The 23290-nt window shown below is 69.1% G+C and carries 13 protein-coding genes; 7 read left to right on the forward strand and 6 right to left on the reverse strand.

Annotated features, from left to right (window positions below):
* The first annotated feature begins 22 nt into the window (after positions 1–22).
* On the forward strand, positions 23–805 hold the full coding sequence (locus SK571_RS20060; RefSeq protein ID WP_319985614.1) for a glycoside hydrolase family 16 protein: 783 nt from the start codon (positions 23–25) through the stop codon (positions 803–805).
* Positions 806–854: 49 nt separating this feature from the next.
* Here the strand turns inward: SK571_RS20060 and SK571_RS20065 are convergent, their stop codons facing one another.
* The gene (locus SK571_RS20065) at positions 855–2126 is read right to left on the reverse strand and encodes a YncE family protein (protein ID WP_319985615.1); all 1272 of its coding nucleotides are present in this window, start codon (positions 2124–2126) and stop codon (positions 855–857) included.
* A 164-nt stretch (positions 2127–2290) separates the two neighbouring features.
* On the opposite strand from SK571_RS20065, the gene SK571_RS20070 reads away from it, so the two are divergent.
* Positions 2291–2935 (forward strand): TetR/AcrR family transcriptional regulator, encoded by a 645-nt coding sequence (locus SK571_RS20070; protein ID WP_319985616.1) that lies wholly within the window; start codon positions 2291–2293, stop codon positions 2933–2935.
* Between the two features lie 76 nt (positions 2936–3011).
* Here the strand turns inward: SK571_RS20070 and SK571_RS20075 are convergent, their stop codons facing one another.
* Positions 3012–6725 (reverse strand): glycoside hydrolase family 2 TIM barrel-domain containing protein, encoded by a 3714-nt coding sequence (locus SK571_RS20075; RefSeq protein WP_319985617.1) that lies wholly within the window; start codon positions 6723–6725, stop codon positions 3012–3014.
* Positions 6726–6939: 214 nt separating this feature from the next.
* On the opposite strand from SK571_RS20075, the gene SK571_RS20080 reads away from it, so the two are divergent.
* From SK571_RS20080 to SK571_RS20095, 4 genes are all read left to right on the forward strand, one after another.
* On the forward strand, positions 6940–8343 hold the full coding sequence (locus tag SK571_RS20080; RefSeq protein WP_319985618.1) for a BNR repeat-containing protein: 1404 nt from the start codon (positions 6940–6942) through the stop codon (positions 8341–8343).
* Between the two features lies 1 nt (position 8344).
* The gene (locus tag SK571_RS20085) at positions 8345–11182 is read left to right on the forward strand and encodes a glycoside hydrolase (protein ID WP_319985619.1); all 2838 of its coding nucleotides are present in this window, start codon (positions 8345–8347) and stop codon (positions 11180–11182) included.
* A 141-nt stretch (positions 11183–11323) separates the two neighbouring features.
* Positions 11324–13087 (forward strand): rhamnogalacturonan lyase, encoded by a 1764-nt coding sequence (locus tag SK571_RS20090; protein WP_319985620.1) that lies wholly within the window; start codon positions 11324–11326, stop codon positions 13085–13087.
* A gap of 130 nt (positions 13088–13217) precedes the next feature.
* Positions 13218–14087: a GNAT family N-acetyltransferase gene (locus SK571_RS20095; protein ID WP_319985621.1), complete on the forward strand. Its 870-nt coding sequence runs from the start codon at positions 13218–13220 to the stop codon at positions 14085–14087.
* Positions 14088–14101: 14 nt separating this feature from the next.
* On the opposite strand, the gene SK571_RS20100 is transcribed toward SK571_RS20095, so the two are convergent.
* Together SK571_RS20100 and SK571_RS20105 are read right to left on the reverse strand one after the other, a co-directional pair.
* Positions 14102–15067 (reverse strand): SGNH/GDSL hydrolase family protein, encoded by a 966-nt coding sequence (locus SK571_RS20100; RefSeq protein ID WP_319985622.1) that lies wholly within the window; start codon positions 15065–15067, stop codon positions 14102–14104.
* Positions 15068–15099: 32 nt separating this feature from the next.
* Complete coding sequence (locus tag SK571_RS20105; protein WP_319985623.1) at positions 15100–17349, reverse strand: rhamnogalacturonan lyase; 2250 nt, start codon at positions 17347–17349, stop codon at positions 15100–15102.
* Positions 17350–17537: 188 nt separating this feature from the next.
* On the opposite strand from SK571_RS20105, the gene SK571_RS20110 reads away from it, so the two are divergent.
* Positions 17538–19697 carry a glycosyl hydrolase family 95 catalytic domain-containing protein gene (locus tag SK571_RS20110; RefSeq protein ID WP_319985624.1) on the forward strand — a complete coding sequence of 720 codons (2160 nt, stop codon included), beginning with the start codon at positions 17538–17540 and terminating at the stop codon, positions 19695–19697.
* 68 nt (positions 19698–19765) lie between these two features.
* Here SK571_RS20110 and SK571_RS20115 read toward each other — a convergent pair whose 3' ends face one another.
* A complete protein-coding gene (locus tag SK571_RS20115) occupies positions 19766–21058 on the reverse strand; it encodes a jacalin-like lectin (protein WP_319985625.1) in 1293 nt (430 codons plus the stop codon).
* Entirely contained in the window at positions 21058–22974 is a 1917-nt protein-coding gene (locus SK571_RS20120) for a ricin-type beta-trefoil lectin domain protein (RefSeq protein WP_319985626.1), read from the reverse strand. The genes SK571_RS20115 and SK571_RS20120 overlap by 1 nt, the downstream gene beginning before the upstream one ends.
* Positions 22975–23290: the final 316 nt, after the last annotated feature.

Genomic DNA, 23290 nt, shown 5'->3' on the forward strand with positions numbered 1-23290 from the left:
GTCCGTCCAGGACAGTGAGGCGATGAGAATCGCAGCAGGCGCACTCGTCATCGTCCTCACCGCCGCCTCCACGACCCCCGCGAACGCGGCGGCGTGGGAGGAAGTGATCGGGACGGGGTCCTTCAGCGGCTACGGCGCGCTGGAGTCGGAATGGAACTACCGGTACCCGTGGGGCTCCGACCACAACGGCACGGCCAGGATGTACGCGAGCTCCAGCGACCACAACCACGTGTCGCTGTCCGGCGGTGTGCTGACGGTGAAGGCGACCCGCATCTCCTGGGACGAGGGCAACAGCAGCGCCGATCCGCACCTGCCCATCCGCTACCACTCCGGTGCGATCCACGCGAAGGAACACGTCGTGGTGAACGACCAGTTCCCGAACTGGGAGGTGAAGGGAGACTTCCAGGCGCCGTCCACCCGCGGCACCTGGCCCGCGTTCTGGCTGACCGGTGTCAACAGCTGGCCGCCCGAGAGCGACATCCTCGAGTTCAAGGGCGACAACCGGAACTGGTTCAACACCTTCCGGACGTCCAGCGACGTGTCGAGCTCGATCGTCGGCGTGTCCTCGCCGGGTTCGTGGCACACCTACCGGGCGTGGATGACCAAGGTGAACGGCACCGACGTCGACATCCACTACTACCTCGACGGCAAGTGGATCGCCAAGCACACCGCGAGGAACTTCGTCGGCAAGCCGCTCTGGGTGATCATCAACCTGCAGATGGAGGGCTCGTCCGGCAGTCCGGGCCCGACGGCGGAGACCAACTACCGGGCCCGCAACGTCTACATCGGACGCACGCGGGCATGAAAGTGAGGTGGCCCCGGTGGACACCGGGGCCACCTCCTTGGACCGGTTGTCAGTTGGTGGGGCTGGTCCAGCCGGCGGAGATGCGGGCGACGCGGACGCGTTGCGGGTGGTCGCCGACGGGTACGGAGGCGACTTTCCGGCCGGTGCCGAAGTCGATCGCGGTGACCTGGTCGGCGCCGCTCTCGGAGATGACGCACTGGCGGCCGTCGCCGCTGACGGTGGCCCAGTAGGGCTTGGAGGCGGTGACGAGCGGGCCTTCCTGCAGGGTGGCGCGGTCCACGACAGTGGCGTAGTCGTCCATGGTTCCGGCGACGCACAGCTTGCTGCCGTCCGGGTTCATGGACAGGCCGTGGTGGCGTGAGTCGTTGACGAAGGTGGTGCGGTCGTCGCTGGTGTTCGGGTTCTTCGGCAGGGTCTTCACGCGGGTGACCCTGTCGGTGGCGACGTCGTACTCGATGAAGCCGTTGAAGTACGACACCTGGAAGTACAGCTTCGAGAAGTCAGGGCTGAACGTCGCGGGCCGCACCGCGTTGGACAGGTCCTTGCGGCCGAAGGCGTCCAGCCTGCCGCGCAGGTCGATGGTGCGGACGACCTGGTAGGTGGCGGCGTCGACGACGGTGATGTGCCGGTCGCCCTTCAGGAAGTCCTGCCACGGGGCGTCGAAGTTGTTGTTGACCTCGCCGATCGACATGTTCCAGAGGTACCTGCCGCCGTTGGTGAAGACGTTCTCGTGCGGCTTGTCACCGGTCTTGAAGGAGCCGAGCTGCCTGCCGGTGTTGATGTCCAGCACGTGCACGGTGTTGGACGTCGACGCCGAGACCGCGATCTTGGTGCCGTCGGGGGAGACGGCCATGTGATCGGAGCGGAAGCCTGACACGGGGAACCGCCACTTGATGTTCCCGGTGGCCAGGTCGAGGGAGACGACGTCGGCGAAGCTCGGTCGTGAGACGACCATGGCCGTGCCGTCGGGGGTGGAGTACATGTCGTCGACGAACTGGTCGTGCCCCTCGCCGGGGCCCGAGCGAATACCGAGGAAGAAGGCCAGCTTGATCGGGTTGAGGTAGATCTCGGTGAGTCGCTGGTCCTTGTCGGGGATGACGTTGATCCGGCCGATCTTGGCGAAGTCGCCGGTGGACCTGATGACGTCGGCGGTGCCGTCCCAGTTGTTGCCGACGAACATCACTTCACGCAGCGGCGCCGCGGAGGCGGCCGGAGTGGTGACGCATGCGGCGAGCACTGCCACCGCGGTGACAGCGTGGGTGAGGCGGCGTGTGAGAGCGCTTCCGGAAGGTTTCCGCGCAGGGTTGGACGAAGCGTGCATCGTTGCATCTCCGAGTGAAGTGGGCGCCGGCAAGGGAGGGCGCATGCCGCAGGGAGATCTGAACTCGGCCAAGTTCAGATTTTACCTACTGGATAGTAGGCTGGCGTGATCCCGGCCACAAGAGCCAGTGGAGGCAACCACCGCACACATCCGTTGGAGGCACCGTGGCAGGCAGGATCACCCCGGCGGAGGGTCGTTACGGTGGCAAGGACGCGGCCGAACGCCGGGACGAGCGGCGCGGGCGGTTCCGGGAAGCGGGCCTGGAGACGTTCGGCACCGGACCGGGTTTCCGGGGGACCCGCCTGGGTGATCTGTGCAAGGCCGCCGGTCTGTCGAGCCGCCAGTTCTACGAGGAGTACCGCGCCCTGGAAGACCTGCTGGCCGATCTGCACCTCCACGTCAACGACGTGGCGGGGAAGGCCGTCGCCGAGGTGCTGCCCGCCGCCGGGCACCTGAGACTGCCGGAGCTGCTGCCCCGCTTGGTGCACGCCTACGTGAAGGGCGCCTGCGCCGACCCGCGGCACGCCCGCATCGCCTACGTCGAGGTCGTCGGAGTCAGCCCCCGCATGGACCGTCAGCGCCTCGAACGCCGCGCCATCTGGGTCGAGATGATCAACCGGCTGGCCGCGGACGCCGCCGCACGGGGCGAGATCCCTCCTGGCGACTACCGCATCACCGCCGCGGCCATCATCGGCGCCGTCAACGGACTCATGCACGACTGGGTCGTCGGGTGGGTCGATGCGACGCTGGACGAGGTCGCGGACGAGCTGACCCAGATGGTGCTCGGCAGGTACCAGATCGCCGAGTGAGCAGAACGTCCACATCGGACGAACGCGGGCGTGAAAAGGAGGTGGCCCCGGCGGACACCGGGGCCACCTCCACCGGTCAGGCCCCCGCCGGAAGGCCCGACCAGGCTTCCTGTGACGTCAGCGGTCGCATCGTGATCGTGTACTCGTAGGTGCTGTCAGGCCGGACCTGGCTGCGCTGCCGCACCGGGTTCGGCGTGTCACCGACACCGGTCACGGCGTGATCGGCGTGCAACGTGAAGTAGCCCTTGTTGCGCTGCAACATGAACGGGTACGCCGCACGCTCGATGTCGTCGTACTGCGTCACGCTGACCTCGCGAGCCCCCGACACCAGCAGACCGGACGTGCGTCCGTCGGTGAGCAACGCCCACCGGGTGTCGGTGTGGTTGCCGTGGTCCTGCGGGCGGTGGTACTCGACGTACTGGTCGGCCACCGAGGTGGAGTGCACCCCGATCGGCGTGCCGTCCCTGCGGTCGACGTAGCTCTCCGCCTTCCTGCCGTACCAGGAGAACTCGGAGAAGCGGTCGGGCACGGACAGCTGGACACCGATGCGCGGCAGGTACGGCAGGGTCCGCATGGAGCCCTGCGGCGTCACCCGGTGCCCGAGTCGCAGCACACCGGCCGAGTCCACCGAGTAGACCATCGTCTGGTCGAACCACGCCCCGCTCACTCCAGGCGCGGCCACCTTGCTGTCCACGACGATCCTGGTGGTCTTGTGCCCGTCCTTCTCCACGCGCACACCGGACACCGTGGTCTCCAGGCGGTCCAGTCCGGCCTTGCGCCAGTCCTCGCCCTCGGCACGGCCCCACGTGTAGGTCTCGTTGCTGATCGGCGCTCGCCAGGCGTCGAGCTTCGGGCCGCTGGCGAGCAGCTCGCGGCCCCACGACTTCATGGACGTCAGCGCGCCGGACTTCTTGTCCACCGTGTAGGCGGCGCCTGCCGCCGTGGCGGTGACCTTCTGGGCGTCCTCCTGGGTGAACACGACGGCCCAGTCGAGCGGCGCCTTGTCCAGACCGGGAACGCGGCTGCCGCCCAGCGAGAACTGGTCGTGCGCCAGCACGTGCCCGGCGGGCAGCAGCGGTGCCGCGGACGCCGTGACGGTCTCGACGGTCAGGAACCGTTCCCGATCGGCGTCGTTGACCGGCACCGGCAGCGAGATCGGCGTGGTCGAGCCGGCGGCGACCCGCAACGGCTGTTCGCCGCTCTTGACGACGCGTGAGCCTTCGGTGACCCGCCAGCGCAGGGTGAGGTCGTCGGTGCCGGTGAACTGCCGTTCGTTGGTCACCGACAGCACACCGCCGGAGTAGCCGAACCGGATCGGCTGGTGTGCCCACGCCATCTGCGTGGTCTCCGGCTGGGGCTTGCGGTCCGTGCTGATCAGACCGTCCACACCGGACAGCGTCGATCCGTACGCGAAGTGCGTGCCGCGTTCCCGCACGTCGTCGAAGTCGAGCGCCAGCACGGCGCCGCCGGCCGGGGCGGAAGAGGTGCCGAGTTCGGCCGCCGGCAACGCCCGGTCGTAGACGCGCACGTCGTCGACCTCGCCGCGGGCCATCCAGCCGACGGTCGACGGGTCGTTCCACGACATCTCGAAGTCGCGGCCGATGTTCACGTCCGCCGCCGAGTAGTCGATCGCGCCGGTGAACGGCAGGGTGCCGACCTCGGCGCCGTCGATGTACAGCCGCAGCGCGGTGCCGTCGTACGTACCGCTGACCCGGTGCCACTTGCCGTAGAAGTCGGCGGGCACCTTCGCCTGCACGGCACGCCACGTGCCGCTGTGGATGAAGAACTCGAGCGTGGTCTCGTTCTTCATCTTGAGCGTCCACTGGTGGTCGCCCTTGGCGATGATGGGGAACTGGCCGGTCCACTTGCCGGGCTTGACCCACGCGTCCAGCGTCAGCGCCGTGCCGGTGATGTCCAGCTTGCGGTCGCGGTAGACCTCGACGAAGTCGTCGAGCCCGGACAGCGACAGCGCCTTGCCGCGGTGGCCGTCGACCAGCTTCGGCGCACCGGAGAGCAGCGCGGTGATGTCGTTGCCCGAGCTGTCCGGCGCGATGCGGGTCTTCTGCTTGATGTTCTGCTCGGCCCAGTCCCAGATGAAGCCGCCCTGGGTCTGCGGGTTGGCCCGGATGATGTCCCAGAACTCGCGGAAGTTGCCCAGGCTGTTGCCCATCGCGTGCGCGTACTCGCCGAAGATCAGCGGCTTGGTCGTGCTCTTCGCCTGTTCGGCGAACCGCTCCGGCGACGGGTAACGAGGCCCCCACACGTCGGCGAACGGCGCGTCGCCGTCGGGGTTGTTGGACTGGTGGTAGATCGGCCGCGACGGGTCGTTGGCCTTGAGCCACTTCGCCATCTCGTAGTGGTGGGCGCCGAGTCCCGCCTCGTTGCCGGTGTCCCACAGGAAGACGCTCGGGTGGTTCTTGTCGCGCTCGACCATGCCGATCATGCGGTCCATGAACGTGTCGCGCCACTCCGGCTGGTTGGCCTGGCACCACCGGGAGCAGTTCTCGTGGTTGTGCGTCTCGATGTCGACCTCGTCGTCGATCCAGAGGCCGTGCTTGTCGGCGAGGTCGTAGAAGTACGGGTCGCTCGGGTAGTGCGAGGTGCGCACGGCGTTGACGTTGAGCTGCTCCATCAGCGCCACGTCGCGTTCCTGCGCCGCACGCGGGACGTGCCGGCCGTGTTCGGGGTCGGTCTCTGCGCGGTTGACGCCCTTGAAGAGCACGCGCTTGCCGTTGACCAGCAGCGTCCTGTTCCGGATCTCGATCTCGCGGAAACCGGTGGTGTCGCTGGTGATGTGCGTGATCTTGCCGTCGGGCGCGGTGAGCGTCAGCACGACGGTGTAGAGGTTCGGCGTCTCGTCGGTCCACTTGGCCGGGTTGCGGACGGGGAGCGTCAGGCGTGCGGTGCTGCCGTCGGTCTCCTGGCTCGCCGAACCGACTTCCGCGCCCTTCGAGTCACGCAGACTGGCGGTGACGCGGTGTGTGCCGGTGGTGCCGCCGGGCTTGTGGCCGAGCTCGACGTCCGCGGTCAGGGTCGCGTCGGTGTAGGTGGCGTCGAGGTCGGTCTTGAGCGTGACGTCCTGGATGAACGTGGCGGGCGTCGAGTACAGCGACACCGAGCGGAAGATGCCCGAGTACCGCCACTGGTCGTAGTCCTCCAGGTAGGAACCGGCGCTCCAGCGGTGCACCTGGACGGCGATCTTGTTGCGGCCCGGTCGCAGCGCGGAGGAGATGTCGAACTCGGCCGGGGTGTAACCCCCCTGGTCGTAGCCGATGTACGTGCCGTTGACCCACACGAAGTAGCCGGACGTCACGCCCTCGAAGCGCACGAACGTCGCGCGCTCGGTCCAGTCGGCCGGCACGTCGAAGTCGCGGACGTACGCACCGGTCGGGTTCACGTCGCGGGGCACGCGGGGCGGGTCGTCCGGCTGCACCTCGGTGGCGATGTTGCGGAAGATCGGGTGGTCCAGGCCGTCGGTCTGCCAGGTGTGCGGCACGGTCACGGTGCGCCAGCCGGACGTGTCGTGGTCGTCGGCGTAGAACCGCGCCGGAACGTCGGCGGGCTTGTCCGCCATGGAGATCCGCCATTTGCCGTCCAGCGACCGCGTGAACGGGGTGCGCTCGTCGCCGCGCACGGCCGAGTCGACGTCCGCCTGTGGGAGCAGCAACGCGTGGTGCGGCTCCTGCCCCTCGGCGATCTTGCTCGGATCCTCCAGATAGGTGTGCACGTCCGGAGGTGGATCGGCTGCGGAGGCGATCGGTGTCGTCGAACCCACCGCAACTGACAGCACCGTGGCAAGAACAATCGCGCGCCGCACGCGGAACCTCCATGTTCAGACAGAACCGAACACAAGTGAACAGTCGGTGTGGGAGGACGACAAGAGGTCACGAGGTCCGTGCCGTTCACACGGAGCCCGCTGTTATCGAACAAGTCGACGCTTGCGTTCGATTTTGTTCGACCTCACGCTCCGGGGACAAGCCGATCCGCGACCAGCCGGGGGAACCGTGAAGAGGACAGCTCTGAGTGTGGTGGCCGCGGTGCTGCTGGCATCGTCGGGAACCGCGGTGGGTGCGCCCGCGGCGGCACCGGCGGTGAGCCTCGTGGGCGACACACTGCTCGATGCGTCGGCGCTGTATTTCGTGTCCTACGACGGAGTGGTCAACAACAACTCGTTCCAGCAGGACGCGATCCTGACCTACCAGGGACGTCAGTACGCCACCTGGTACACCGCGAGCCGCAACGCCGTGGTCGCGCGGCGGGCCGTGGGCAGCACGCGGTGGGAGACCGTGGTCCTGCCGCACCGGCTCAGCGCCGACGACTCGCACAACGTGATCTCGCTGGGAATCTCCCCGCAGGACAACACGATCCACGTCGCGTTGGACACGCACAACACGCGCTTGTTCTACTTCCGGTCCCTGCCCGGTCTCGCGACGGGCGCCCAGCAGTGGAACGCCGCCTCGTTCGGTTCGGTGCAGCGCACGCTCGGCGGCGTGGAGCTCGGTTCCATGACATACCCGCAGTTCGTCGTGACGCCCGAGGGCAGGCTGCAGTTCAGCTACCGCACCGGTGGCTCCGGCAACGGTGTCAACGAGCTGGCCGAGTACTCCGGTGGCACGTGGCGCAAGCTCGGCGGCTGGTCGTCCGCCACTGGTTCGTACACCGGCCCGAACGGGGTCGTGTCCACCACCCGCAACATGTACCTGCACGGCCTGACCTATGACCGAAGTGGACGGTTGCACGCCGCTTTCACCTGGCGTGAAGGCAATGCCGGGGTGCTGTGCAACCCAGGCGGGCTGACCAACCACGACACCGGCTACGTCTACAGCAACGACCGCGGCCGGACGTGGCGCAACGGTGCCGGAACCGTGGTGGGCACCACCGGTGGCACACCGGTGAACGTCAACTCGCCAGGCCTGGTGGCCGATCCGCTCGACCCGAACCACGGCCTGATGAACCAGGAGAGCCAGGCCGTGGACGCGCAGGGCCTGCCGCACGTGGTGATCAGCTACGTGCCCGGCCGGTTCACCCAGTGCGTGTCGAACTACGCGCAGCAGCGCACGCAGTACGGCCGCACCTTCCACGTCTTCCGCGGAGCGGACGGCAGGTGGACCAAGAGGGAGGTCCCGATCCCGCCGAACCACACCCAGCGCACGAAGATCGTGTTCGACCGGGACGACAACGCGTACCTCGTGCAGCCACGCGGGAAGATCGTGGCGGCGAGCAAGGCCAGCGGGTGGACGGACTGGACGACGTTGTTCGACCGCCCGTCGCTGCAGGCGTTCGGCGAGGTGAACGTGGACGCCTCGCGCGTCGCGTCCCAGGGGATCCTGTCGGTGCAGTACCAGCAGACCTCCAGCGGCACCACGCCGTCGCCGATCCGCGTCGCCGACTTCCGGCTGGGGGCCTGACATGGTGCGACTTCTGCTGGCTCTCATCCTCGTCGCCACCGGTCTCGCCACGCCGGCGGCCGCGGACCCGTTGCCGCAGAACGGGGTCACCGTTCGCGTCGACCCGTCGTACCAGCAACCGGAGTTCGAGGGCTGGGGCACCAGCCTGGTGTGGTTCGCGAACATCACCGGTGGCTATCCGGAGCCGATCCGCCGCAAGCTCGTCGACCTGCTGTTCGGTGAGGACGGCCTGCGCCTGAACATCGCGCGGTACAACATCGGCGGCGGCAACGCGCCCGACGTCCGCAAGGACTACATGAAGAAGGGCGCCACGATGGAGGGCTTCTGGAAAGCACCTCCCGGCACCACGCGCGAGGACGTGGACTGGTGGCAGCCGGACAACCCGGACCACTGGGACTTCTCCGCGGACGCCAACCAGCGCTGGTGGGTCGACCAGGTCAAGCGCAAGGTCACGAGGTGGGAGGCATTCAGCAACTCACCCCCGTGGTTCCAGACCGTCAGCGGCTACGTCTCCGGCGGGTTCGACGCGAACACCGACCAGATCCGCCGGGACCGCGTCGAGGACTTCGCCACCTACCTGGCGCGCGTGACCCAGGAGGTGGAACGCGCGCACGGCATCAAGTTCGACACGCTCGCTCCGTTGAACGAGCCCAACACCAACTACTGGGGTACGCAGATCGGCCCTGACGGCCAGCCGACCGGTGGACGCCAGGAAGGCGCGCACGCCGGACCCGAGCTGCAGCAGGAAGTTCTGCTCGCGACGCGACGAGCGCTCGACGAGTTGCGGTCGCGGGTGAAGGTGTCCGCGATGGACGAGACGAACCCAGGCACGTTCGTGCGCAACTGGAACGGCTACGGCCCGGCGCGGGACGTGGTCGACCAGCTCAACGTGCACACCTACGGCACAGGCCAGCGCACCAGCGTCCGCGACATCGCCAAGGGCGCCGGCGAGAAGCTCTGGATGAGCGAGGTCGAGGGCACCTGGGGCAACGGCACCACCGACTACACCAGCATGGAACCCGGTCTGGGCATGGCTACCAGGATGCTCGAGGACGTCCGCGAGCTCGAACCGTCCGCGTGGGTGTTCTGGCAGCCGGTCGAGGACACCGCACCGCAGGCGGCCGCCGGCAAGAACTGGGGCAGCATCCACATCCCGTTCGACTGCACGGCGGACGACACGCTGGAGTCCTGTCCGATCAGGACCAACACCAAGTTCCACACCATCCGCAACTTCACCCACTTCGTCCGGCCGGGCGACCGGTTCGTCAAGACCGATGACCCGTCGAGCGTGGCCGCGGTGAAGCGGTCCGGTCTGGGCGCGACGGTCGTGCACGTCAACAGCGGCAGCACCGGCCGCGCGGTGACGCTGGACCTGTCCCGGTTCGGGCTCGTCTCGCCGCTGGCGAAGGTGACCCCGGTGGTCACCGACGCGTCCGGGGCCCTCGTGCGCGGCAAACCGGTGCGGGTGAACGGGAAGTCGGCGACCCTCTCGGTGCCGGCGAAGTCGGTCACCACGTTCCTCGTCGACGGTGTCGCGGGGGTGTCCGGTGACGCCGCGCTCGTCCAGCCCGATCACGTGTACCGGATCGCCGCGGGCGGGAAGTCCTTGCAGCCGTCCGACGACTGGGCGAAAGCGGTCCTGCGGGCCACCGACACGGGGAGTGCGCGGCAGCTGTGGGCGGTGCGGAAACTGGGGCTCGGCAACGGGAACCGCGAGCGCTACGAGATCGTCAGCGCGGTGACCGGAACCCGGTTGGCCGCGTCGGGTGACGCCGTCGTGCTGCAGTCGGCCAGGGACACCGCGACCCAGTGGATCATGTCCACGACCGGTGACGGCAGCTGGACGTTCGTGAACGCCGCCACCGGCACGCTGATCGAGGCGACCGGGGAGACCGTGTCGGCCAAGACCCCGACCTCGGGCGCGAACCAGCGCTGGACGCCGGTCGACGAGACCGTGCAACGGGTTCAGGACGCCGCCGTGTTCACGGTTCCCAAGCTGCGGCCCGTGTTGCCGCAGACCGTGACGCCGGTGTACCCGGACGGAGCGCGAGGCGCTCTTCCCGTGGTCTGGAACCTCCCACCGGACTGGCGGTGGCAGCACCCCGGCACCGTGCGCGTTCACGGCACTGCGACGGACGTGCTCGGGCGGAAGTTGCCCGCACTGGCCGTGGTCACCGTCGACACGATCGCCTCGACACTGCCCGCTCGCGCGAAGACCTACGTCGGCGGGCGGCCCGAGTTGCCGGCCACCGTCACGGGTATCGGAAAGCGGGGCGGCAAGGCCGAACTCCCCGTGGTGTGGGACGCCGCGGTGTTCGACCACGTCGGAACGGTGACGGTGACCGGACGTGCCCAGGTCGTCGACGGCAGCACGGTGGCCGCGACGGCGGTCGTGCAGGTGACCGAGCCCGTCGAGGTCAACGCGGCGCTCGACGCGGCCGTCGCGGCGACCTACACCGAGTCCGGCTACTCGGCGGAACGGTTGCGCAACGGGGTCACGGAGGAGAAGGCGTGGTCGAACTGGAGGTCTGGCACCAAGAACACGTCCGACACGATCACCTTCACCTTGCCGGGACTCCGTGATCTCACGCGGGTGGCGGTGCATTCACACCGCGACGGCGAGGGCGGCATCGCTCAGAGCCTCAAGGTTCAGGTGCGCACGGCCGACGGCTCGTGGGTCGACGCGAGTGGCGACGTCGAAGTCGCCGGGCTGCGGACAGAGGTCGTGCTGAACCCCTCACCGCCGGCGGCCGCCGTGCGAGTCGTCCTCACCGCACGTCCGTCCGGATACCTCACCCTCGGCGAGATCGAGGTGCTGGCGAAGGCACCGGCTTTGTGAGAGTGGCGTCGAATTCAGGTCGAAGAATCGCCCTCCGCGCCTTCGACCTGTTCGACGCTACTGTTTCTCGCAGTGAAACGTTTCAATTCTGCGGATCACTCTGTGCGAGAACAACTACTGGTGTGAGGAGGGTGATCGGCGATGAGGCGGACAACGATGTCAGCGCTGCTCGTGGCGATACTCGTCGCGGGCGGCGTGCCCGCGCTCGCGGCCGAACCGGCGAGCCCGGCCGACCGCGGGCTGGTCAGCATCCGGTCGGTGCGCGGCGACGGCAACTTCGTGTCGTGGCGGCTGCTCGGCAGCGACGCCACCGATGTGGCGTTCAACGTCTACCGCGACGGGGTGAAGGTCAACCGCGCGCCGGTGACGACGGCGACGAGCTATCTCGACGCGGGTGCGCCACCGAATGCGTCCTATTCGGTTCGTCAGGTGAGCGGAGGCGTGGAATCGGCGGCGGCCACGCGTTCCGTCGGCACCCTGGCGACGAGCAGGGACGTCCCGATCCAGAGTCCGGGTTCGGGCTACGTGGCGAACGACGCGTCGGTCGGCGACCTCGACGGCGACGGTGAGTACGAGATCGTCCTGAAGTGGGATCCCGCTGACGCCAAGGACAACTCGCAGGCAGGCCGCACGGGCAACGTGTACCTGGACGCGTACGAGCTGAGCGGTACCCGGTTGTGGCGCGTCGACCTCGGCCGCAACATCCGGGCGGGCGCGCACTACACGCAGTTCCAGGTCTTCGACTACGACGGTGACGGCAGGGCCGAGATCGCCGTGAAGACCGCGGACGGCACGCGGTCGGGCACCGGGCAGGTGATCGGCAACGCGAACGCCGACCACCGCAACGGCGACGGTTACGTCCTGACCGGGCCGGAGTTCCTCTCGGTGTTCCGCGGCACGGACGGCGCGGTGCTCGACACCGAGAACTACGTGCCACCACGCGGAAACGTCTCGTCGTGGGGTGACAGCTACGGCAACCGCGTCGACCGCTTCCTGGCCGCCACCGCGTACCTGGACGGCGCGCGGCCGAGCATCGTGATGGCCCGCGGGTACTACACCCGCAGCGTCATCTCGGCGTGGGACTTCCGGGGCGGCCAGCTGACCCAGCGCTGGACGTTCGACTCGGCGGCCCAGTCGAACCGCTCGGCCTGGGAGGGCAAGGGCAACCACAACCTCTCGATCGCCGACGTGGACGCCGACGGCCGCGACGAGGTCGTCTACGGCTCGATGGCCATCGACGACAACGGCCGCGGCCTGTGGCAGAACAGCACCCACCACGGTGACGCCCTGCACGTCGGCGACTTCATCCCGTCCAGGCCGGGCCTGGAGGTCTTCAAGCCGTCGGAGTGGACGACCGAGGTCACGCACTGGATGGGCGACGCGCGCACCGGTCAGATCATCTGGAGCGCGCCGTCGTGCGGCTGTGACAACGGTCGCGGGGTCGCCGCGGACGTCTGGGCCGGCAACCCCGGCGCCGAGGCCTGGTCGTCGTCCGTCGCGGGTCTGCGCAGTGCCACCACGGGCGCCCAGGTCTCGGCGCGGAAACCGGGTTCGACCAACTTCGTGATCTGGTGGGACGGTGACGCGCAGCGCGAGCTGCTCAACGGCACCACGATCGACAAGTACGGCCCCAACGGCGACACGCGGCTGCTCACCGGTTCGGGCGTGGCCTCCAACAACGGCACCAAGTCCACGCCGGCGTTGCAGGCGGACATCCTCGGTGACTGGCGCGAGGAGGTCATCTGGCGGACCTCGGACAGCCGGGCGCTGCGGATCTACTCCACCACGGAGCCGACGACCATCCGGCGGCCTTCGCTGATGGAGGACCGGCAGTACCGGGAGGCCGTGGCGTGGCAGAACACCGCCTACAACCAGCCGCCGCACCCGAGTTTCGCCTCACCCTGAATCGTGTGACGAATGCCGAATCCGCGAACGGGTCGCCTGTTCGCGGATTCGGTGTTTTCCGCCTGTTTCGCGAATTGCGCTTGGTGGAAAATCGTTGGACGCATCAGGTGCGCCTGTGTTTGATCACGTGATGTCCGTCTTGTTGAGCACGCCGGGTGTTGACGACCTGGACGAGGTCGTCCGCGCTCTGGCGGAGTGGCGGCGCGAAGGAACCCCGATGCAGCTGCATTCGGGGGACGTCGGCTTCTACTGGCAGTTCGGTTCGGAGGTGACCGCCGCGGCGTTGCGAACATGGCGTCGTGAGGGCCGGATCCTCGGCGTCGGCCTGGTCGACGGCCCCGACCTGGTGCGGCTGGCCATCGAGCCGGAAGCGCGAGAGGACGAAGCGCTCGCCCGGCAGATGGCCGACGACGTGACAAGGCCCGAACGCGGCGTCTTGCCGACGGACAAGGCCCATGTCGAGGCGCTCTGGGAGGGCCGATTCCGGGAGGTGCTGCAAGAGGACGGCTGGGAACTGGATGAGCCGTGGATCCCGATGGTGTGCGACCTGAGCGAGCCCGTGGCGAACAGCGGCGTGCGGATCGAGGTGGTCGGCCCCGAACGGGTCGAGGACCGGGTCGCGGTGCACCGCGGGGCGTTCGACGGGTCGAAGTTCAGCGTGGAGCGGTGGCGGGCCATGGCCGCCGGGACGCCGTACGCCGATGCCCGATGCCTGGTCGGGTACGACGACCGGGGCGAGGCGGTGGCGGCCACGACCGTCTGGTCGGCGGGCCCGGGAAAACCCGGCCTGATCGAACCCCTCGGCGTGCACCGCGATCACCAGGGACACGGTCACGGCAGGGCGATCGCGACCGCCGCCGCGGCGGCCCTGCGTGACATGGGTGCGTCCAGCGCGACCGTGTGCGCCGAAGGCGCCAACACCGCAGCCGCTGCCACCTACCGCGCTGCCGGATTCCAGGCCCGACCCGAGGTGCGGGACCTGCGCCGGATCGGCTGGTGATCCAGTCGAGTGCCCTAGATCCTGGCCGCCACGATCGGTGCCAGCCGGTCGGCGATCTTGCGGTGGCCCTGGTCGTTCGGATGCACGTTGTCCGTCGTGTCGGTGGCCTCGTTGATCCAGCCCAGCGTGTCGACGAAGTGCACGTTGCGGTCGCCGCCGTCCGTGAGCGTCTTCACCGCCGCCTGGGTCTCCGGCACGTACCGCTTGCGGAACGTCGCGAGGGCGAAGATCGCCGCCGTCGGGTACTTCTCCCGCGCACGCCGCAGCAGCGTGACGTAGGAGGAGCGGAACTCGTCCTTGGTGACGCTGTGGCCGACGTCGTTGGTGCCGAGGTTGATCACGACGGCGTTCGCCCGGTACCGGGCGAAGTTCCACGCGGGCGCGTTCAGCGCCAGGCCGGTGCGCAGGAAGCCCTCCCGCATGCTCAGGCACCCGTCCGCCGCCGGGTGCAGGCACGCGCCGCCCACCGCGATCTGCGTGTGGCCGGCCTTGAGCTTCTCGCCGGTCAGCCAGCCGTACGCGGTGAGCGCCTGCTTCGACGACTGCTGGCCGACGGTGATCGAGTCGCCGACGAACTCGATGATCTTCGACGGCACGGTGGGCGCGAACGTGCGTGCGCCGGTGTCGATCTCGATGCCCTGGTACACCGCGTCGCCCTTGTAGGAGCCCGCGATCGGGCGGTAGGAGACGCGGAGGGTGTGGTTGCCCGCTACCAGCGGCGTCGGAGTGAGGTCCACCGTGCCGGTTCGATTCACATAGGACACGTCGGGTCCGCCGTCGATGCTCACGAAGAAGTCGATCGCGCGGCGTTGCTTGAGCTTCACCGTCCGGCCGGTGAAGCCGACGACGAGGTAGGCGCCCGCCCATTCGGAGACGTAGGCGCTGGACGAACTCGTGTTCCAGCGGCCGAAGTACTTGACGTTCGGGTCGGTGGGCGAGCTCGTGGTGGCGGCGGACGCCGTCGGAACCGCGGTGCTCATGAGCACCACCACCGTGACGAGAAGTCCTTTGATCATGATCCGGCCAATCGGTGCGAGGGCAGGGGAACGCGCGACCAGTCGACGTCCGAGGCGAGGTGGAAGCCCGGGTACGACGGCTGGTTGTAGGTGGTCTGCTGGCGGGCGACCTCGACGCGGTACTGGCGGTCGTGCATGAGCGTGTACATCTTGTGGTTCGTCGGCTCGGTGCTGAGGTAGAAGCGCAGGGCCGTGCTGTCCTGCGTGCGCACGACCAGTTCCTCGCGCCAGTCACCGAACACGTCGGCCACGAGCGACGGGTTTCCCTTGGTGCCGTTGTTGGTGCGCGTTCCGGTGGCGGTGAGCAGCGTGCCGCGCCGCCAGTCCTCGACGGCCGGTGTCACGTCCTGGGCACCGGTCACGATCTGGGTGGTCAGGTCACCGGCCCAGCGGATGCTCATGTTCGTTCCGGGAGAACGGGTGTCGAGCCGTCTGCCGTCCGCGCTCCAGGTGCCCGCGGAGTCCGAGCCGTTCGGCATGGACGCCCACGTCTCGATGCCGGGCACGTCGGGGCGGACGTCGCCGATCATGCCCCGGCCGGTGTCCATCCCGGAGTAGGCGCCGTAGATCGTCGCGCCGGTGCGGGCGTCGCGCAGCGCGTAGCCGTACGGCGCGGAGCGGGCGCCCTCGTGGACCATGTAGATCTCGAGACCGGGCCGGTTCGGGTCGATGTCGGTGACGTGCAGGGCATCACCGTGACCGACCCGGACCGTGGCTCCCGGTTCCACGCTGCCCGGTGGCAGCACACCGACCGAGCTGTACTTCAGCGAGCCGTCGTCGTCGAGCGTCGCGCCGCCGTAGATGATCTCCTGCCTGCCGTCGCCGTCCACGTCGGCGACGCTCAGCGAATGCGAGCCCTGCGTCGTGAGCTCGGCATGACTCGGATTTGTGCCGTCGCGGCCGTGCGGGGAGTCGCGGAACGGGTTCGTCATCGGCACCCAGCCGCTGTCGACGAGCCAGCGCTTCTTGAGCCGCCTGCCGTCCCAGTCGTAGGTCGCGACCGTGGAGCGGGTGTAGTAGCCGCGGGCGAAGATCGCGGACGGCCGCTTGCCGTTCAGGTAGGCGACTCCCGACAGGAACCGGTCGACGCGGTTGCCGGGTTCGATGCGCGGCATCGCGTAGTCGCCCCACATCAGCCCGTCGTCGGTGCGGCCGGGTTCGTAGCGGACGGTCTGCAGCTCGCGTCCCGTGGCGCCGTCGAACACGGTCAGGTACTCGGGGCCGTCGACGATGAAACCGGCGAACTGGCGCAGCTTGTTGTTGGCGCTGCGGGACGGCGCGTAGACGTCGATGAAGTGGTCGGCCAACGCGGCGGCGTCCTCTGTGGACAAGGGGTAGGTGTACCGCTGCTCGATGCCGAACGCCTGCTCCAGCGTCGCGGGCCACCGGCCGGCGGCCACCTCGGGATGGGAGTCCCAGCCGCGGAACACGCCGATGAGGTGGTTGCGATAGCCCTCCGGGCTGAGCCGGTAGTCGTCGGTGTGCCGGTACCCGGCGCGCACGTCCTCGCGCGGCATCGTGATGAACCGCTCGCGGCCGTCACGAGTGCCCGGCGCGGTCTTCGTCATCAGCTCCGCGCGGCCGTCACCGTCGAAGTCGTAGACCAGGAACTGGGTGTAATGCGCGCCCGCCCGGATGTTCACGCCGAGGTCGACCCGGTGCAGCAGCGTGCCGTCGAAGCGGTACGTGTCGAGGTACACCGGTCCGGTGTAGCCGACCTGCGAGACGTCCTTGGAGTTGCTGGGATCCCACTTGACGACGTACTCGTACCGCCCGTCGCCGTCCACGTCACCGACGCTGACGTCGTTGGCCGAGTAGGTGTAGCGCTCACCGGCCGGCGTCACGCCGTCAGCGGGCTTCTGCAGCGGAAGGTCGTGGTGGGACGCCGCCCACGCCGTCACGGGCCTGCTGCGCCCCAGCGGGACACCGCGCCGCACAGGAGCGACCTGGTACCGCGCACCAGGTGTCGCGCCGGTGTCGACGTACGTGGTGCTGTCGGTGACGGTCGCGATGCGCTTCCCGTCCCGGAAGACCGCGAAGCCGGGTCCGGAGAGGCCGGTGGCGGTGGCGCCGGTGGCTTCCTGGCCGAGCAGGCGCCAGCTCAGGTGCACGCCGCCCTCGACGGACGCCGCGACGAGCCCCCGGTCCAGGCGCTCACCGGGTGAGGGGTGCGCGGAAGCCGGCAGCTGCCCCGCCAGGACGGCTGTGCACACCAACGGCAGCAGAACCCCTCGTCGCAGATCCACGACGGCTACGATGAACCGTCCCGGCACCGGAAGCAAGGGCTGAATGTGTTGCTGCACAATGCGGAAAGCGTTTTCCACATCAATCGTCGAATCGAGCGCGCCGTTCGACGGAAGAGCTGTCGAACGAGTCGAATCGACGTCATCGCCTCCGCGGACCGTCGAGGTGCCGGCGCGCTGGTGGTGCCGCGATGACCCGGCTGTGGTTCGAGGCCCCCGCCGCGGCGTGGGAGGAAGCGCTGCCGCTGGGCACCGGCAGGCTCGGCGCGATGTGCTTCGGCGGCGTCGGCACCGAACTGGTGCAGCTCAACGACGACCGGCTGTGGACCGGGTCGCCGCTGCCGGCGCCGTCCGGTGATCCGGATCTGGTGGAGCAGGCACGTTCGCACGTGCTGGCCGGCTCACCTCGTGCGGCCGAAGAGGTGCTGCGACGCGTTCAGGGGCCGGACACCGCGAAGTACCTGCCGCTGGCCGACCTCTCGCTCGCCGGTGGACCCGATCAGGCCGAGGCCTACCGGCGTGAGCTCGACCTGCGCACCGGCGTGTACTCGGTCTCCTGCCGGACCGGGGAGACGGAGGTCCGGCGCGAGGCCGTGTGCCACGCTGACCTGCACGTCCTGGCGCTGCGGGTGACCGGTGCCGCCGTGAGTCCGGTTCTGCGCGGGTCGTTGCCCGGCGAGCACTTCACCTCGCCCGGCGGGATCACGGGGGTGCGCGGCGTGGTGCCGTCCGGAATGGCCTGGGCGGCGGTCGTGGCGGTGGACGGCGACACGGTCTACGTCACCACCGAGACGGGCTACCGCGGGCCTGGCGCCGCGCCGGTGGACGATCCCGCCGAGTGCTCCCGCGTGGCGGTCGAGCGGGTCGACCAGGCCCGCGGCCTGGGCTGGGTGACGTTCCGGGACCAGGCCGTCGAAGCCCACCGGACGTTGTTCGACCGGGTGAGCTTCCAGCTGGGCCCGGTGCCGGACCTGCCGACCGGTGAGAGGATCGCGCGGCCCGACCGGGCGTTGCCGGCGTTGCTGTTCCAGTACGGCCGCTACCTGCTGATCACCAGCTCCCGGCCGGGCACGCTGCCCGCGAACCTGCAGGGCATCTGGAACCCGCACACCGATCCGCCGTGGCGCGGCAACTACACGCTCAACATCAACCTGCAGATGAACTACTGGCCGGCCGAGGTCACCGCCCTGCCCGAGTGCCACGAGCCGCTGCTGGAGTTCGTCGCACGGCTGTCCGGACCCGGTGCGGCGACGGCGAAGGCGCTCTACGGCGCGCCGGGCTGGGTGGCGCACCACAACAGCGACCCGTGGTGCCTCTCCACCCCTGTCGGTGATGGTGACGGGGACCCGGCGTGGGCGAACTGGCCGATGGCCGCGGCGTGGCTGTGCCGGCATCTCCGCGACCACTACGCCTTCACCGGTGACGTCGGCTGGTTGCGCGACCACGCGTGGCCGGTGCTGCGCGGGGCGGCCGAGTTCTGCCTGCACTGGCTGGTCTCGCGCGACGGAGTGCTCACCACGGCGCCGTCGACGTCACCCGAGAACCACTACCTGGCCGGGGGAGAGCCGGTCGCGGTCGGTGTCGGCTCGACGATGGACCTGGCGTTGACGGCGGACCTGTTCGCCGGTCTGGTCGAGGTCGCGGAGGTGCTGGGGCTGCGCGACGACGTGGTGGACGAGGTGCGGAAGATCGTGCTGCCGCCACCGCCGATCGGCTCGCACGGCGGATTGCTGGAGTGGGCCGACGAGGTGCCCGACGCGGAGCCGGACCACCGGCACGTGTCGCACCTGTTCGGCCTCTACCCCGGTGACCAGATCGACCCCGTGCGCACCCCGGAACTCGCCGAGGCCGCACGGCGTGCGCTCGTCGCCAGGGGAGACGCGGGCACGGGCTGGTCGCTGGCCTGGAAAGCCGCGCTGTGGGCACGGCTCGGTGACGGCGACCGGGCGCACACGGTGCTGTCGATGTTGCTGACGGAGGCGACGGACGGCAGCCCGCACGGGGGAGGGGTGTACCGCAACCTGCTGTGCGCGCACCCCCCGTTCCAGATCGACGGCAACTTCGGTGCCACCGCGGCGATCGCGGAGATGCTGCTGCAGAGCCACACCGGCGAGCTGCGCCTGCTGCCCGCGCTGCCCTCGGCGTGGCCGACCGGGGTGGTGCGCGGACTGCGGGCACGGGGCGGCGTGGTGGTCGACCTGTGGTGGGACGCAGGGGAGTTGAAGGCTGTCGCGTTGCGAGCCCTGCACGGTGAGAAGACAGTTGTCGTGACGTGCCAGGGACATGCGGCAGAGGTGACGGTCCGGCCGGACGTCCAGCTGATGCTCGGCGAGAAGCTCGTCCCGCGGTGACGAACGTCCGCGCCCTGCACGGGTGTGCGGGGCGCGGACGTCGGCTTCACCGCTGCGAAGCGGGGCGCTCAGGCCGGCACGAAGATCACCCCGAGCCGGTCGATCTCGGTGCCCGCCCGGCCGGTGAACCCGGCGATGCGCCAGCCCGCGGGCGCGGTGGCGGTGAGCGTTTCCCCGGTCGGCTGCCCCGCCGAGAGCGTGCGCCCGCGGTTGGTGGTGAAGGCGGCCGAGAACACCCGCGTGTGACCGTTGTACTTGCTCTGGCTCAGTTTCGCGGACACGAAGTGCTCACCCGGCTCGAGCGTGAGGGACGTGGCCGTGCCGCCAGAGCCGCCGTGGGTGAGCGTGGTGCCGTTCGTGAGCGTGGCCGCGACCTGGTCCAGCCTGCTGCCACCGCGCAAGGTGAGCGTGCGCACGGCACCGAGGTCGATCGCCGCGATGTCGGTGAACGGGCTTCCGTGCGGACCACCGGCTTCGGCGCTGAGCTGGATGTTCTCGTCCGCCGTCCAGTCGAACCGGGCGGCGATCGGGTAGTGGTCGGACAGCGGCTTTCCCTGCGCGTCGAGGAAGGCCGCGTTGTCGTTGCGGTAGTCCCGTGCGGTCAGCGTGATCTGCCTGCTGCCGCGGTAGAGGATCTTGTCGACCACCTCGCAGGAGTCGGTGACCGCGGCCGGGTCGCACACGAGTGCCGGGGTGCCCGCCGCGGGTGCCTGGCCGCCGCGTTCGAGCTGGACCCACGCGTCGGTCAGGCCGTTGGTGGTGACCAGCTCGCGGATGTTGTCGGCCTCGCGGGTGTAGCGGGTGTTGGTGTCGCCCATGACGATGACCGCGTTGCCCGCGGAGTGCGCGGCGATGTGGCGGGACAGCTGGGTGATGTTCGCCCTGCGCGCGGCCAGGTCGGCGGCCTCGACGCCCGCGTTGGGGTGCAGGTTGTACAGGTCGACGGTCACCCCGGCCGCCAGCGTGACCCGCTGGTAGGTGAACCCCTTGGGCGTGAGGCAGTCCGTGCCGTTGCAGGACGACCACTTCGTGCGTTCGAGATCGCTGTAGGGCCTGTGCGACAGCGTGTTCAGGCCGCTGCCGAACGGGACGCCACCGGTCGTGGGCGTGCGGTGGGCGTGGTTGTCGCCCGCGTACAGGGCCGCGTGGTAGTTGAAGTCCTCCTGGACGTTGACGACGTCGTAGGGCGCGAGACGCGGGCTGATCAACGGAGTGTTCACGGCGGGGTCGCCGGAGGACAGCGGCTCCGGCAGACCCGCCACGTTGTAGGTCAGCACCTCGAAGCTGCCACCGGTGGCGGCGTGTGCCGGCGTGACGAGCGCCGCCAGCACCACGGGGATCAGGAGCAGGGGTCTGATCATCAGTTGCGCGTCCACTTCTGGTTGGCGGCGCCGTTGCACGTCCACAGCACGAGCTTCGTGCCGTTGGCCGTCGCGGCGTCGTAGGCGTCGAGGCAGAGACCGGACTGCACGCCGGTGATGGTGCCGTCGGCGTTGACGTTCCACTGCTGGTTGGTGCCACCGGTGCAGTCGTAGATGGCCACCTTCGTGCCGTTGGTGGTGCCGTGGTCCCACGCGTCGAGGCACTTGTTGCCGTAGACCACGAGCTCCTTGCGGGCGGTGTGCGTGAACGTCTGCTGCTCGCCGCCGTTGCAGTCCCACAACTGGGCCTGCGTGCCGTTGGTGATGGTGTTGCCGTTGATGTCGGCGCACCGGCCGGACTGCGAGCCGATCAGCTCGGTGCCCGCCGTGCCGGGCAGTTCGCGCACCTCGACGGCCGTCACCCCGGCTCCGGACACCGTCAGGGAGTTGGTCCCCTTCGCCAGCGACACGATCGCGGACACGGTGCCCCCGGGCGTCGGCGGAAGTGCGAGCGTCGTGGGGATCTGACCGCCGTTGACCTGCAGGGTGCTCTGGCGGGCGACGCGGTCGCCGTTGGTGTACTCGAACGTGGCGACCGCCAGCCCGCCGGTCTTGGCGGTGATGCCGGTGGCGCGGGAGTTCACGACGGGGTAGGTGGCGGCGCTCGCCTCCGTGCCGGCGATGGACAGCATCACCGCGTCACCCGCGGGAACCGTGACGCTGAGGCTGCCGTTGGTGATCGGTGTGGCCACGCCGCTCCACAGGTTCCGCGCGGCCGCCGTCCGACCGGCCAGGCCGAGATCGGCCAGCCTGACCGTCGTGGTGGCCGCCGAGGACGTCCGGTTGAGCAGGGTCACCGCCCTGCGTCCGTTGCCGGACAACACCTTCGCGTAGACCTGCTGGTCGCGGACGTCCTCGGCGACCTCGACGGCGGGCAGGCCGCGCGGGTCCTGGCCCACGGCGAGCACCTCGCGGTTCGTCAGCACCGAGATCGTGCTGTCGTTCAGCTTCGTCAGGTCGTTGCCGAGCAGCATCGGCGAACCACCGACCGCCCACAGGCTCATGTGCACCCGGCTCGCCGCGGCGGACAGGCCGGGCATGCCGATCATCATCATGTCCGGGTCGTTGTAGTAGCCGGTGTGCTGAGCGGTCGGCCGCTGGTTCTTGTCGAAGTTCTCGTAGACCATGTCGATCGACGGGGTCTCGTGCGCGAAGACGATGTCCGTGCCGGTGCGCCACAACGGGGCCATGCCCGGCGCCCAGTTCCACGGGTCGTTCTTGCCCCACTCGCAGATCGACAGCACCAGCTCACGTCCGGTGGTCGCGCTCGCCTTGGCGGCGGCGTCGCTGAGCGCCCGGTAGGTGCTGGGCGCGTCGAGCTTCTCGACGTCGGCGCCGCACCAGTCGACCTTGACGTAGTCGAAGCCCCACTGGGAGAACCGCAGCATGTCCTGCTCGTAGTGCCCCTCGCTACCGGTGCCGGCGTGCGGAGGACCGGGGGTGGGGAAGTAGTAGCCGCAGCCGTTCTTGCCCGCGTCGGTGTAGATCCCCGCCTTCAGGCCCTTGCCGTGGATGTAGTCGGCGATCGCCTTCATGCCGCCGGGCCACTGGGCCTCGTCGATCGTGATGTCGCCCGCGCTGTCACGGGTCCCCTTCCACCAGCCCGAGTCGATGTTGACGTACCGGTAGCCGGCGGCCGCCAGCCCGGACGACACCAGCGCGTCGGCCTGCGCCTTGATCACGTTGTGGTCGATGTTCTCGAAGAAGGTGTTCCACGAGGCCCAGCCCATCGGTGCGGACGGCACCCGGACCTGGTTGTGGACGACGGCGGGTTCGGCCGAGGCAGCAGTGCCCCCGAACGCGGTGACGGTGCTCAGGGCGACCGCTAGGACGAGGAAGCGTGTGAACGTTAACATCGTTGTTGCAGGCTCACTTTCCGCTTTGCAGGATGTTTTCGAGGAAAGGCCGTTCTGATAATGATGTGAGCGCTGACATACTGGGGTGGCGGAGTGGGGCCGTCAACCGTCTGGTGACTGTTCGCGAAAGATTCGACGGAATCCTTCGACGGTGTGACAGAGGTTGTCCGGCAGGACAAACCCGACGTCAGCAGCCTGTCCACACCGGACAGGCTCCGGCGGTGGGCCACTCGGCGGTGTCCTCGGGTGATCGGCTGGCTAGTGTCCGAATTCCGGGAGCGCTCCCAGAATTCCTCGTATCAGCCGAACATTTCCC

This window comes from Lentzea kristufekii (assembly GCF_033949925.1).
Classification (GTDB): domain Bacteria; phylum Actinomycetota; class Actinomycetes; order Mycobacteriales; family Pseudonocardiaceae; genus Lentzea; species Lentzea kristufekii.

What these genes read in the sequence shown, in the direction of transcription:
- SK571_RS20115 (WP_319985625.1), bottom strand. Translation starts at nt 21,058, where the DNA reads ATGATCAGACCCCTGCTCCTGATCCCCGTGGTGCTGGCGGCGCTCGTC.
- SK571_RS20110 (WP_319985624.1), top strand. Translation starts at nt 17,538, where the DNA reads ATGACCCGGCTGTGGTTCGAGGCCCCCGCCGCGGCGTGGGAGGAAGCG.
- SK571_RS20085 (WP_319985619.1), top strand. Translation starts at nt 8,345, where the DNA reads ATGGTGCGACTTCTGCTGGCTCTCATCCTCGTCGCCACCGGTCTCGCC.
- SK571_RS20060 (WP_319985614.1), top strand. Translation starts at nt 23, where the DNA reads ATGAGAATCGCAGCAGGCGCACTCGTCATCGTCCTCACCGCCGCCTCC.
- SK571_RS20120 (WP_319985626.1), bottom strand. Translation starts at nt 22,974, where the DNA reads ATGTTAACGTTCACACGCTTCCTCGTCCTAGCGGTCGCCCTGAGCACC.
- SK571_RS20100 (WP_319985622.1), bottom strand. Translation starts at nt 15,067, where the DNA reads ATGAGCACCGCGGTTCCGACGGCGTCCGCCGCCACCACGAGCTCGCCC.
- SK571_RS20095 (WP_319985621.1), top strand. Translation starts at nt 13,218, where the DNA reads ATGTCCGTCTTGTTGAGCACGCCGGGTGTTGACGACCTGGACGAGGTC.
- SK571_RS20090 (WP_319985620.1), top strand. Translation starts at nt 11,324, where the DNA reads ATGAGGCGGACAACGATGTCAGCGCTGCTCGTGGCGATACTCGTCGCG.
- SK571_RS20065 (WP_319985615.1), bottom strand. Translation starts at nt 2,126, where the DNA reads ATGCACGCTTCGTCCAACCCTGCGCGGAAACCTTCCGGAAGCGCTCTC.